Raw genomic sequence first — 12,162 nt, forward strand, 5'->3', positions numbered from 1 at the left:
GCGTGCCCCCTTCTGCCGACGCGAGCGGCGCAGGCGACGTGTCTGGTGGACTTGGCAAGTCTAGGGCATGCGTGTGGTGAGATTGAGGGGCCGAGAGGAGCCGCCGCCATGGCAGGCCGCCATGGCCGTCAAGCGTCCCTACAGCGCGTAGCAGTCAAACCGTATGGCCTTGCCACCCACGGTATAGCTGGGCTTCTCGCCCGCAAGCCACGGCCCCTTGGCCGGCCGCTTCACCACGATACGGCAAGGCCCGGCGGCGCGAGCGGCGGCCATAAGGCCTCGCTCGTCGTCGCATGGTTGCTCAAGACGCTGGATGAGCTGCAGTTTCTTCTTGACGGCCGCACTCTTGCGGCGCTCGGGAAACATCGGGTCGAGAAGGACTACGCCGGGTGAGAACCCCAGCGCGGGGAGCGCCGTCACGGAGTCTTCGCCCCGAAGCTCCATGCGAGAAACCGCCTCCGCCAGGGCAGAGTCGTCCGCCGCACGCGCAAGGGCGTCTGCCAGAAGCGCACACATCACCGGGTCGCGCTCAAAGAGCGTCACCGAGAAGCCCGCAGCGGCCAGAAGCAGCGAGTCCTCCCCCATCCCGGCGGTCGCGTCCACGGCCGTGAGCGTCCCCTTTGCCCCATGGAGGCGCGCCGCGCGAACCACCAGCTCGCGGCTAAGGTTGCCCGTGCGCAGGCGAGGCACCATACGCGAGAAGTCCGCGGCAAGGGACATCCCGTCACCTTCAAGCGAGAGACCCTCCTCGGCTACACGCAGGCAAAGCGCACCCGTAGCCTGCGCGGTACCCAAAGGTGCCACAGGGACCCCCAGGCGCTCCGCAAGCGCTTGGGCCCGCGCGACGTCTCCATTGGGAGCAACCTCTACAACCAGGCCTTCCACCAATGCTACACCCCGTACGATCCGCGCATCGAGTACCACCCGTCATGCTCGTCCACCAGAAGCGGCACGTCGAAGAGGTCCGAGAGGACCTTGTCGGTGAGGATCCCCACCTTGGGTCCATCGGCGAAGATGGCTGCGTTCTTGATAAGCATCACGCGTCCGATGGCCGGGATGATGTCCTCGGGATAGTGCGTGACAAGGATGATCGAGCGCCCCTCGGCGGCCAGGGTGCCCATGGTCTCGCGCACGTGATACATGCCCTCGGGGTCAAGGCCGGTGCACGGCTCGTCAAAGACCAGCACCTGTGGGTCGCGGATAAGCTCGCGCGCAACCAGGACGCGGCGGGCCTGGCCGGTCGAGAGGGTCATGACGTCGCGCTCGGCGACCTCGGGGATGCCCAGGCGCCCCAGCGCGTCGAGTCCCAGCTGCCGGTCCCTCTCGGTAACCTCAACCTGCTTTGGCAGGCCGAGCGTGCCAAAGAGCCCGCCCGTCACGATGTCGATGGACGGCAGGTGCACGCGGATCTGGTCGTGCATGGTGGAGCTCACCACGCCCAGCGTGCGGCGCACGTCGGTGAGCTGCGGACGCGGGTTGCCACGAAAGCGCACCGGTGGCTCGTCTCGGTACAGCGGGAAAACTTCCCTGGTGAGGAGCTGTATGAAGGTCGACTTGCCCGCACCGTTTGGGCCGAGAAGGGCCACGTGCTCTCCTTCGTGCAGCGTGAAGTCGTCCACGTGGAGGATGGTCTTGCTCGCCCTCACTACGCTTGCGTCGTGGATGGCAAAGAGTGGCGTATCGCCGCCAGCGTTGTTCTCGCCCTGCATGCGGTCTCCCTTACATGAAACTTCACACAAACGCACCACCATCTGGCGGGCCGTGAAGACCTACTATAAGCAATGCGTGCGCGCCTGTGGAATGTTGGCGACGCGCCGTAACATCTCACACGCCATTCGCGCAGATAGGGGTTCCACATGCCAGAGATGCTCACGCTTGAGGCGTTCGAGGAGGCATCCGAGAAGGTCAAGGAGGTCACGCTCGAGACCAAGCTCGTGGGGAGCCCGTACCTCTCGGCGGCAACCGGCAACCGCATGTGGCTCAAGCCCGAGAACATGCAGCGCACCGGTGCCTACAAGCTGCGCGGCGCCTATTACAAGATCTCGAAGCTCAGCCAGGAGGAGCTCGACCGCGGCGTGATCACCGCAAGCGCCGGCAACCACGCCCAGGGCGTTGCCTATGCCGCCACGCACGCAGGGGCGCACTCGATCGTGGTGATGCCCACCACGACGCCACTCATCAAGGTTGAGCGTACCAAGGGCTATGGTGCCGAGGTCGTCCTCTATGGCGACGTGTTTGACGATGCCAAGCAGCGCGCGGTCGAGCTGGCCGAGGAGCGGGGCCTCACCTACATTCCGCCGTTCAACGACACCACGGTCGCAACCGGACAGGGCACCATTGCCATGGAGATCATCCAGGAGCTGCCGCTGGTGGACACCATTCTCGTGCCCGTGGGTGGCGGCGGCCTTGCCTGCGGCGTCTCGACCTTCGCCAAGCTCTACAACCCCAAGATCCGCGTCGTTGGCGTTGAGCCCACGGGAGCGGCAAGCCTCACGGCGGCGCTCGAAGCTGGGCACGTGACGAAGCTCCCCGGCGCCAACACCATCGCCGACGGCACAGCCGTTCTCGAGGTGGGCGACAAGGTCTTCCCCTACCTGCAGCAGAACCTCGATGATGTTATCTGCGTGGACGATGACGAGCTGGTCGTCTCGTTCCTCGACATGGTCGAGAACCACAAGATGATCGTCGAGAACTCCGGCCTGCTCACCGTGGCAGCCGCCAAGCACCTGCCCGCCGAGGGCAAGCGCGTGGCGTGCATCCTTTCGGGTGGCAACATGGACGTCATCACGATGTCGAGCGTGGTACAGCACGGGCTCATCCAGCGCGGGCGCATCTTTACCGTGAGCGTGCTGCTCCCCGACCGCCCCGGCATGCTGGTGCGCGTGGCCAGCGTCATCGCAGAGCAGAACGGCAACGTGATCAAGCTCGAGCACAACCAGTTCGTCTCGACCAACAGGAACGCCGCGGTGGAGCTGCGCGTGACGATTGAGGCGTACGGTGAGGAGCACAAGGCGCAGATCGTGGATGCCATCCGCGAGGCCGGCTTCAATCCCACGCTGGTACAGACGTCACTGTAGCGTACTGCGCACACGCTGCGCTGCATTCGAGTTGCAAGAAAGCGCCCTCCGGCGACGGGAAATCGCCGGAGGGCCCCAAATATTGCAACTCTCGCCAAATACGCGCTTCCGGCGACCGGACACGCCCCCGTCGCCAGCGGCACGTCGCCCCTACAGGTACTCAACCACCTTGTCGCCCATGGCGGCGGTGCCCAGGACGTGGTCCGCCGGCGTGGCGTCGTCGGCGAGGAACCTCGTGTTGGCGTCATCCCGTAGCGCACACCTGAGCTTGGACAACGTCCTCGCGCCGGCGATGGTCGACCCTTCGACGCTGAACGAGAGGATGTACAGCTCGCCACCCTCCGCCTCGTAGGTGCCGACGGCGCCACGCGTCACCCCGTCGGGCAGCTCCTCGCTGAGGAACCTGTCTTTGACCTCGCGCTTCTGATGAGGTACGTGAGCTGTATCAGTACGACCCCATGAACTTCCCGCCATCGAGGTGGATCATGTGGTCGGGCGTGTCGGCGCACCATGCCTCGGTCTCCCACGCGAGGTCGCCGAGGTAGTCCTGCATGACCTTCCTGCTCGGGAAGCACGAGACGTAGGCGATCGGGTGTCCGCAGTCGCCGAACAGCTCGATGAGCTCGTTCTTCCTCGTGACGTCCACCGGGCCGTGCGTCGAGCACGCCTCCATGAGGTAGAGCCAGCCCTTGTCCTCGCGCCAAACGATGAGATCAGGCTCTTTGCCGCGCTCGAGCAGCTTGACCCCGATGCGTTCCAGCGTCTCGGCATCGACCGTCTCGTCGACCTTGCTCGTGTCGCCGACGTAGAGCACCTTCCCGCCCGGTGCGAAGCGCGGGCAAAACTCCTCGACCATCGCCTTGATGAGCATGTTCTGACCGCCCGCCGAGAGCTTGACCTCGGTGCCGTCCGGGAGCGTGACCGGCACCTTCGCCATCTCGCGACGCTCGGAGCTGTACTCGACCCACGTGGTTATCCCCTCAAGGCAGATCTCGAGCTGGTCGGGATACCACGATGTCCCGCACCATGTCACGAGGTCGAGCGTGTCGAACGTGAGCCGATAGTTCCACTTCGGGGAGTTGATCGGGCGCGTCGGGTCGTCCGCGTTCTCCTCGATGATGCCGACCTGCACGAACTGGTGCAGCGTGAACCGCCTGATCTTCTCACGCGTGTTCGGTTTGTACTCGACACCGAACGCCTCAGCGATCCGGTCCATGATCGTGCGTATGCCGTACATCCCGTTCGTCGCGCTGCGCCAGTCGTCGCCGGGCTTGAGATGCGCGAGCGCGAGCAGCACCATCGCAGAGCGCTCGTTGCTGCGCTCGTCGTCCATACCGAGGTCGCGCAGCAGCTCGCGCGTGCCCTCGACGCTTACGGAAGGACCGATCGACACAGCCCGTCCACCTCCTCCTGCGTGAGGCCGAGCAACCAGCGACCGCCCAGCTCGATCAATTGCCTCGCGCTCGGCACGGGCATCGCGTTCAGGTCGCTCGCGTTGACCTGCGTGCTGCCCGAGCGCGCCCGAAACCACGCGTCAACCTCACTCGACGAGAGCCACAGCTCGAGGCCGCGCGCGAGCGCCGGGTCGAGCGGCACCGTCTTCCTCGGCGTGCCCGCGTGGACGTAGTTCAGATGGTTCTCGAGCGTTTGCGGCTCGCCGAGGTCGAGGACGTGCGCCTTCACGCGGCGTGACTCCTCCTTCGACGAGAACCGCTTCACGACAACGTAGCTGCCAGCGGGTATGAGCTGCTTGGCGAACCTCTCGCTCGAGCAGTCGATCCACTGGGGTTTGTAGCTGTCGACGGGGTGTGTGTAGCCCTCCGACGTGAAGTTCCACGCGTAGATGAGCCGGTTCAGCCCCGGCTCGTAGTCGCGTCGCAGCACGTCGCGCGAGCGGAAGTCCACGACCTTGCCCGTGCTCGCGCAGAGCCCGGACGCCTTGAGCGTCGCCATGCCGTCGAGCGGACCGCGTCCGGCGGGCGTCACGCGCACCGCGAGGTCGCCTCCTGTGTCCACGAGCTCGTCGAACGGGTACTCGCGGACGACGGGCTCGCCGTCCTTCACCTGCGACTCCGACACGCGGACGGTCGGCGCCTGCGGCCGCTTCGAGAACCGTACGAGCATCGTCTCCTGCAGCACGTTCGTATCGGAGAAGATTTCGGTCCGCGAGCCGTAGACGTGCATCGCGTCGAACGAGCACGTGGACAGCGCCCATGCCCGGAACTGCTGGAAGTACTGCCCGTTCGTCCACGAGCGCGGCACGATTGCCACACACTCGCCGCCAGGCGCGAGGGCACACAGCGCGACCATCATGAACGCCGAGTACAGGTTTGGCGAGCGCGCCGGGAGACCTGCCTGCCGCACGTCTCCGGCGGCCATCTTCCTGTACGGCGGATTCAGGATAACCCGGTCGTAACCGGGCCCGATCGGTACTATGAGGGCGTCGCCGACCGCCACGCGATGGGGAATCTCGAGCTGCGACAGCTCGCCGTCGCAGATGCGGGCGAGCTCGGGGTCAAGCTCCACGCAGTCGACGTCGACCCGGCCGCCGTAGCGCTCGGCGAGTGCAACCGAGAGGATACCGGTCCCCGCACCGAGGTCGAGGCAGCGCAGCCTGCCGCCGTCCGCGTCGGAGAGCATCGAAGCGGCGAGGTGCGCTGTCTGGTACGGCGTGAGGTACTGCGAGTAATCTGAGCGCGCGGTGTCGCCGGTCGTCGCGACCACGTGCGACCTCGTCTCCTCCGCCATCAGCAACGCGCTCGCGACCATGCGATCACCTCGGTTTCGAAAATCATCGGTTTCCCTGCTCGGCGAACAGTCTACCGGACCGTCCGGACATAAATTGAATCAAGCGTAAGAGTCCAGCGTAACAGCGGATTCCAGATTTACGTGGTCTGCGAACACACAGAAGCCCCGCCGCTCCTCGGCGCAAATCCGAGTGGACGACGGGGCTTTGAAACACCGTCAGCGTCGCAGAAGGCTGCCTGAACCGCCCAATCCGGCTATATCCAATTGAGACGCGAAGCTTGCCTCAGCCCGCCTGAGTCTTCTGAAGACACGACGCCGGGCGTGAGCCCCTGTCACAACACGTTGTGATATTCCCAGCGATACAGCTTCGCGTCACGTTGCACGAACAGCTTACCGTACGTCGAACCCATCACATATGCCGTGCGCAACGTCCTCCGCGTGGGAGTTGAGGTTGGCGACACAACCATAGCAGCCGTCTCGAGGCAGTCTATCTCGTCACCAGCAACAAGGCACTTCTCGCCAAGGCAACGGTAGCCGTTTCAGCCCGCAGAGCCTCAGGCTGTCCTTAGGGCCTAGTGGCACAACACGCATCATGTGCATTTTGAGGGACCCCAAGCCATACGCTATAGTTCAGCCGATGTGCCCGATAAGCCATTGGGCGCATCCCTTCTTTTCCGTCGGTCGCCCACCCCCAATGGGCGGCCGACGGTTTACGTGACGCTGCCCTAGAACAGGTCTAGCGCCCGTGGCGGTTTCTGCCGGTCGTGAAAATAGCTTACAAGCATCTCTGGTAGCTGGATATGGGCCGCAAGCTCGTGCGCAAGGCGCACCGCCCCTCGCGCGGCCTCGACACCCGGACCGCAGGAAACGAGAAGCCCGCAGGCCAACTCGCCAGTCGGCACGCAGACCGCCGAGCCGCCCGCCATGTTCACGGACTTGCAGACCGCCTTGGAACGCACGTGTGCCACCATGTCAGGAGCCACGCCGCCAAAGCCGCGAGGGATGGTCTCGTCCGCCGAAAGCACGTCGATAGGCCCCTCAAACGTCACCACACAGGCTAGGGGTTCACGTTCCCACAGAGCACCCAGCTCGGGCACAGTGCGCTTTCGATCATAGACGTCGGAGAAGGCGTAATCGGAAGCAGCAGGCAGGCCAGCCTCAGTGAGAAACCCATCTACCTTCTTGCGCATGTCTTCTCCGCCGGGGAGCAGCGTCGAACCAGCGACGGGTGCCACCACCCGCGGCAACGCACCACCCGCAAGCGACTCCCCACAGGCAAGCTCTGCGGCTGAAATTACCAGTCCCAAGCCCCTCCTGATGAATCCCACACCGCCTCGAAACACAAGCCCGTCCGTCGAACGCCCCTCGCCCGTTGTCAGAAGCCCCAGCCCCTTTCCCATGACGGCAAAAAGGTTTGTTGCCAGCGCCGGGGCAAGCACGCTCCCGCCGCCGTCGGTCCCTATGCAAACGTCGTTTACCCCCTTCAACACGTTTATCGGGCCACCACTGGTAGACCCCGTCATCGCCCTGTAGGTCAGCGGGTTCACGAGCTCCGTATCCACACTTCGTCCAAGGTCGGCCTTGTGGTCAACGGTGAGCACGAGCCAATCGGGCGACAGGAGAAAACGGTCGAGAAGCTCTTGGGGCAGCCCAGCATCATCTTTTACGCCAAGGCACGAGAAGCCCTCGCACTTGTGCGATGCCTCTTCACGCGCATGCGGGTTTATCGCCACGACGGAGCGACCGAGGGCGCGGCCCGCCACCACGAGCCGGTCCTCGAGGGAAAGCGTCATCCCTAACCCCTGATCTGCGGCCAGAAGCTCGTGCCGTTCTCCGGCGAAGGACACCCAAAGTAGTCCGCAACCGTGGCGCCCACATCAGAGAGCGTGGCGCGCGTCCCGATGCAGCCCACCGGTGCCCCTTCGTGCGAGATAAGGAGAGGCACGTACTCGCGGGTGTGGTGCGGGTGCCCAATGGTGGGGTCGTTTCCGTGGTCTGCTTGGACCACAAGGACGTCCTCAGGTGCCAGCGATGCGCGAATCTGCCCGATGATGCCGTCAGCAATCGTGAGCTTCTCGGCGTAACCAGCAACGTTCTCACGATGTCCCATGAGGTCGGTCTCCTGCACGTTGGTGCAGATGAAGCCGCTGCCCGGCTGCCTGACCAGCTCCAGAGTTCGCGTCAGCACCTCAGCGGTATCAACAATGGACTCCGATTCGCCAAAGCGATTGGCGCAGACGTCTGCCACCTTGCCCAGAAGGCGCACGTCAACGCCATGCTCCCCCAAGATGTAGGGCACCTGGACCTTCTCGTCGACGCCATAGCCCATATGGATGCAGTGATAGTCATCGTTATAGACGCCAGAAGCAGGCGCGTTCACGCCAATGAAGTCATCGTGCTCCTCGACGGCGGCAAGCAGATTGTCGAGGTGGACGCTGCGCCCGCCAAAGGTGATGACGCGCGGGGTCTTTGCGATGCCGCGAACAATGCGACCAATCCTGAGTTCTGTATCAAAATCCAGGTCGTCGATTGCGGCGGTCACATTGAAGGCCTGGCCAGGGTCACACTCGACATTGTCCGCCACGGTACAGGCATCATTGACAATGATGAAACGCATCCCGGATTTCTCGGACGTGTAAAAGCGCACCGAGAAGCCCTTCCCGGTCAACGCCTCGGCAATTTCGTCAACTGCGACCTGAATAGGCTCGGTCAACGGCACCGGCGGCTTGGTTCCCATGATTTCCTGGTGCCCATAGAAGGTGTCTGCACCCTGATGCGTAAGGGTGCCGCGTCCCCAAGTGGCACCAGGCGAGAAGGGTAGGCCGGCAAACTCCTTGCCCGCCGCATTCGCCAAGCCAAGTTCGGCCAGGTTTGGCAACGCCAAGCCCGGCGTTCGCTCGAATATGTGGACGCAGGTATTGGCCCCAATGTCAGCCGGCCGGACCTCCGGAACATCGGGCATCTGCCCCACGCCAAAACCGTCCAGGACAATGACGACGAACTTTCCGCGCTTCTCCTGCATGAGAGTCCCCCTTCAATGAAATGGCTCCCCCGCTGATAACAAGGGAGCTCATGGCGAACTATCTGACACGACGCCCCTGGGTGTCGAAGATGCCCTCCAGGCACGGCTTTCCCTCCGAGATGCCCGAGACCACCGCAACCTCGCTTCTGGTAACAAAGAGCTGCGTCCTGAAGCACATGAGGACCGGTTCTCCAACAGGCAGACAGCGCGAAAGCTCGAAGTGGTAGTCGATGCTCTCGTCAGTGGGCGGGGTGACCTCTACACGGCATGCGGAGTCAATCGAGCTTCCAACTAAGGCGCTTCGCAGGTGCCCACGGCGATAGTGCCCGCCGCCGTAGCAGTAGGAGACGTTAGCTAGGCCATGGCTGATTTCGCTCACATACACGTAAGCGACCCCCTCGGGCTCGCCGGGATGTGCGACGTGATATGGCGTAGTGCCAGAAAGTCCGTGTCCAGGCTCCATGTGGGTGCCGCCCAAAGCGGCCACGATAGGCACAGCGTGAGCGCAGCTTGCGGACGGCATGTTGAGCTGGAGCCCATCGTAGCCGCGTGCCTTCAGCAGCTCCGCTGCCTCGCGAACGGTTTGCGCGTTGGGCTGAGGCTCAAGCTCGCCGCTCTCTTCAGAGAACAGCAGGCACGGGAAGGAGCAGACGCCAGCAATTCGAACGCCGGCAACCTTCTCCAGGGCATCAACCACCCTTCCAAGCCCGTCGAGGGCAAAACCACCATACTGCCCCGAATAGAGGGTGTCGTCTTTGCCAAGGACGCGCAGCATGATGGGCTGCACGAAACCCTGCCGCTCGGCCTCGGCTCCGACTTCCGCAGCCTTCTCAACGGAATAGACGGTCATGATCTCGGGGCGTGCGGCCAGAATGCGCCCGAGCGCCGCATGCGGCGTCTGGACGAGATGGCCGACATTTCCCAGGGGAACCCCCGCCTCGGCCATCACCAAGGCCTCGCGGAAGTCCACGCACACGGCACCCGAGAGCCCCAGCTCCGCAAGACGCTGCCCAAGGAGCGGGTTTCTCCCCAGCTGCTTGAGCATGAAGTAGAGCGAGATGCCCGCCCCATCTGCGGCAGCCTTCATGATGGCCGCATTCCTGCAAACCATGTCAAGATCAATGAGGTAGGTGTCGGGAAGAATCTTGCCATCCGCCTCCCAAGCGAGTGCGAGCTCAGCTAAGGGACGATTTGTCTCAACCAGCCTGTCAAGAAACATGGACGCCCCTAACCTGCATAGACCGCGGCAAGAAGCTCGCGGAGAATGCGGATGACGGTATCCGGACCAGAACGCATGACGTTAATGCGAATCATTCGCCGCTGCCAAGCGGGGTCCTTGGCGCGAAACGTCGCGCTGATTCGATAGAACATGGGTACGAACTCATAGCGACTCTCGCAGCCCACAGGATGGGGTGCCGCACCATGGGAGGGCGCCAACGCCAGAACTTCATCAGCCACGTCCTCGTCAAACTCCACGAGCACCGCCTTGCTCTCGGCATTCGCCACATACGCAGCGCGCACATGCTCGAGCTCGCCATCGTTCAAGCGTCGGGCCACCTCATGACATGTGGCGCCAGTAATGGAGAGCGCCACCGGAGCATAGACCAGGCCGCGCAACGCCTCCACGGCCTCATGGCCCTGAACCTGCGATCCGCCGGAGTACTGCATGCTGCGGATTTTCTCGACGAGCTCCTTCTTACCAAGAACCACGCCGACGCCTTCAGGACCCAAGACCTTGAAGCACGAGAAGGTGGCAAGGTCAGCCCCAAGCTGATTGCCAATAGCCATGACCTTTGTGGCGGCGTAGTTGTCATCCGTCACGATGGGCGCGTCCCCCAACGCAGCACGAACTTGCCCGATGACATGACCGAGCTCATAGGAGTCATCTGGCTTCTGACGCGAATGCTGAATCAAAACACCAGCGATCTGCTGCCTGTGGCCGGCGCAAACGGCAGCTATCGAGGAGTCATCATTGAAATCAGCCATTACGGTCTTGCAGCCCATGGTGTCCAGAGTCACCTGCGTGGTCGGATACACGGGAGCGTCATGGACCAGAACCGTAGCTCCCGGCTCAACGCAGGCTACAATAGCCCAACGAAGCGCCCCAGTACCGGCACCGCGCACGAGCACGGCATCCTCGGCATCAAAGACCTCGGCGAAGACACGCTCGACCCGAATGGTCTGGAGCGGTCGGTTGGTGCCCTTGTGGACTCCCAGGTCCCCAAGGTCCAGCAGCTCCTCGCCCGTAAACGCGCGCGACGTCGCATCCACAACCTTGAACTGCAAATCCCGTGCCTCCTCAAAGGTGCGGGAGTAGAGCGGATAGGTCTTCATCGCAGACCACCCTCGATGTCGAAGATGCGAGCAGGGTTGCTCACCATCATTGTGTCAATGTCATCTTCGGGAAGGCCCGCCTCGCGCGCCATGGGGAGCACGCGGTCGATGACGGCGGTATAGCCAAACCCGCCCTTTCCGTGCATGTAGGACTGACGCGAGATGTCCGTTGACAGTACGATCTGCCCAGCAAAGCCCTCTGCGGCGAGCACGGCAAGATTCTGGGCACGCCTCTCGTCGGCAAGGTAGGCAACCTTGCCGCAGGTGTCAAACCCAATGTTCACGCCGCGCGCCAAGACGCGACGGTAGTAGTCAAGATCGTCGGCAAGGTCAAGGTGGCCGAGAATGACTTTCTCGGGCTTCATACCTGCCCCAAGCAACAAATCGGCCTGCTCGGGAGCCATGCACCCAAGCTGGCAATGAGTGGTCACGGCGCAGCCGACCTCGGAGGCAACGTGAGCTGCGGCAACCATGACTTTGGTCTCCGACTCCGTTATCTCGGTCTTCTCGCCTGCGACTTCGCCAATGACGCCCGGATTGACGTCAGTGCCGTCGATTCCTTCGGCGAATTCACGGCGAAAGGTATCCTCGATTTTTGAGACCGGAGCTTCCTTGAGCCATGCAGGATGGTATTTCTCCAGGTAAAAGCCAGTAGAGCAGATAATATTGAGTCCGCTTGCACGTGAAATCTCAACAAGCGCACTCGCATTGCGGCCCATATCTATGCAGCTGACCTCAACCACACTGTCCACGCCGGCGGCATGCAGGCGCCCCATCTCGGAGCGGACAAGCGGGGAGTCGGTGAAGATGGAGTCCTCGTCGCCACGAACGCTGCCGAGATCCACGGAGAGATGTTCGTGAGCCATCGTAACGCCGAGCTTTGAGGCCTCAATGGGGCCGAGTACGGTCTGAATCATGCTTATGCCTTCCCCCTCCGACCTACAAATAGCAGGCGAGAAGGACGTTGAGGGGGCTTCTCGC

11 protein-coding genes are annotated in these 12,162 nt (G+C 63.1%); 1 reads left to right on the forward strand and 10 read right to left on the reverse strand.

Features of this window, described 5'->3' with window-relative positions; genetic code table 11:
* Window positions 1–138: 138 nt before the first annotated feature.
* Both E0E00_RS01710 and E0E00_RS01715 read right to left on the reverse strand, forming a co-directional pair.
* Window positions 139–885: a class I SAM-dependent methyltransferase gene (locus tag E0E00_RS01710; RefSeq protein ID WP_242622089.1), complete on the reverse strand. Its 747-nt coding sequence runs from the start codon at window positions 883–885 to the stop codon at window positions 139–141.
* A gap of 5 nt (window positions 886–890) precedes the next feature.
* Entirely contained in the window at window positions 891–1,709 is an 819-nt protein-coding gene (locus E0E00_RS01715; RefSeq protein WP_130810829.1) for an ABC transporter ATP-binding protein, read from the reverse strand.
* A 147-nt stretch (window positions 1,710–1,856) separates the two neighbouring features.
* Here E0E00_RS01715 and ilvA point away from each other — a divergent pair, with 147 nt between their 5' ends.
* Window positions 1,857–3,077, forward strand: a complete 1,221-nt coding sequence (gene ilvA / locus E0E00_RS01720; protein WP_130810831.1) for a threonine ammonia-lyase — start codon at window positions 1,857–1,859, stop codon at window positions 3,075–3,077.
* A 150-nt stretch (window positions 3,078–3,227) separates the two neighbouring features.
* Here the strand turns inward: ilvA and E0E00_RS01725 are convergent, their stop codons facing one another.
* The 8 genes from E0E00_RS01725 to E0E00_RS01760 form a co-directional block, all read right to left on the reverse strand.
* Window positions 3,228–3,551 carry a hypothetical protein gene (locus E0E00_RS01725; RefSeq protein ID WP_130810834.1) on the reverse strand — a complete coding sequence of 108 codons (324 nt, stop codon included), beginning with the start codon at window positions 3,549–3,551 and terminating at the stop codon, window positions 3,228–3,230.
* Window positions 3,523–4,470, reverse strand: coding sequence for a BsuBI/PstI family type II restriction endonuclease (locus E0E00_RS01730; RefSeq protein WP_207302612.1), 948 nt, complete (start codon window positions 4,468–4,470; stop codon window positions 3,523–3,525). Before E0E00_RS01730 ends, E0E00_RS01725 begins: the two co-directional genes overlap by 29 nt.
* Window positions 4,449–5,801, reverse strand: coding sequence for an Eco57I restriction-modification methylase domain-containing protein (locus E0E00_RS01735; RefSeq protein WP_207302613.1), 1,353 nt, complete (start codon window positions 5,799–5,801; stop codon window positions 4,449–4,451). Before E0E00_RS01735 ends, E0E00_RS01730 begins: the two co-directional genes overlap by 22 nt.
* 749 nt (window positions 5,802–6,550) lie before the next feature.
* Complete coding sequence (locus E0E00_RS01740; RefSeq protein WP_130810838.1) at window positions 6,551–7,618, reverse strand: hypothetical protein; 1,068 nt, start codon at window positions 7,616–7,618, stop codon at window positions 6,551–6,553.
* 2 nt (window positions 7,619–7,620) lie between these two features.
* Window positions 7,621–8,847 (reverse strand): phosphopentomutase, encoded by a 1,227-nt coding sequence (locus tag E0E00_RS01745; RefSeq protein WP_130810840.1) that lies wholly within the window; start codon window positions 8,845–8,847, stop codon window positions 7,621–7,623.
* A gap of 58 nt (window positions 8,848–8,905) precedes the next feature.
* Window positions 8,906–10,066 (reverse strand): alanine racemase, encoded by a 1,161-nt coding sequence (locus E0E00_RS01750; RefSeq protein ID WP_130810842.1) that lies wholly within the window; start codon window positions 10,064–10,066, stop codon window positions 8,906–8,908.
* 8 nt (window positions 10,067–10,074) lie between these two features.
* Window positions 10,075–11,181 carry an aminotransferase class V-fold PLP-dependent enzyme gene (locus tag E0E00_RS01755; RefSeq protein WP_130810844.1) on the reverse strand — a complete coding sequence of 369 codons (1,107 nt, stop codon included), beginning with the start codon at window positions 11,179–11,181 and terminating at the stop codon, window positions 10,075–10,077.
* Window positions 11,178–12,098, reverse strand: a complete 921-nt coding sequence (locus tag E0E00_RS01760; protein WP_130810846.1) for a phosphotriesterase — start codon at window positions 12,096–12,098, stop codon at window positions 11,178–11,180. The genes E0E00_RS01755 and E0E00_RS01760 overlap by 4 nt, the downstream gene beginning before the upstream one ends.
* Window positions 12,099–12,162: the final 64 nt, after the last annotated feature.

The sequence above is a fragment of the Olsenella sp. Marseille-P4559 genome, from assembly GCF_900605015.1.
Taxonomy (GTDB): domain Bacteria; phylum Actinomycetota; class Coriobacteriia; order Coriobacteriales; family Atopobiaceae; genus Tractidigestivibacter.

Excerpts from the sequence above, each read along its gene's own strand:
- E0E00_RS01715 (WP_130810829.1), bottom strand. The coding sequence starts at position 1,709 with ATGCAGGGCGAGAACAACGCTGGCGGCGATACGCCACTCTTTGCCATC.
- ilvA (WP_130810831.1), top strand. The coding sequence starts at position 1,857 with ATGCCAGAGATGCTCACGCTTGAGGCGTTCGAGGAGGCATCCGAGAAG.
- E0E00_RS01725 (WP_130810834.1), bottom strand. The coding sequence starts at position 3,551 with ATGGCGGGAAGTTCATGGGGTCGTACTGATACAGCTCACGTACCTCAT.
- E0E00_RS01740 (WP_130810838.1), bottom strand. The coding sequence starts at position 7,618 with ATGACGCTTTCCCTCGAGGACCGGCTCGTGGTGGCGGGCCGCGCCCTC.
- E0E00_RS01745 (WP_130810840.1), bottom strand. The coding sequence starts at position 8,847 with ATGCAGGAGAAGCGCGGAAAGTTCGTCGTCATTGTCCTGGACGGTTTT.
- E0E00_RS01750 (WP_130810842.1), bottom strand. The coding sequence starts at position 10,066 with ATGTTTCTTGACAGGCTGGTTGAGACAAATCGTCCCTTAGCTGAGCTC.
- E0E00_RS01755 (WP_130810844.1), bottom strand. The coding sequence starts at position 11,181 with ATGAAGACCTATCCGCTCTACTCCCGCACCTTTGAGGAGGCACGGGAT.
- E0E00_RS01760 (WP_130810846.1), bottom strand. The coding sequence starts at position 12,098 with ATGATTCAGACCGTACTCGGCCCCATTGAGGCCTCAAAGCTCGGCGTT.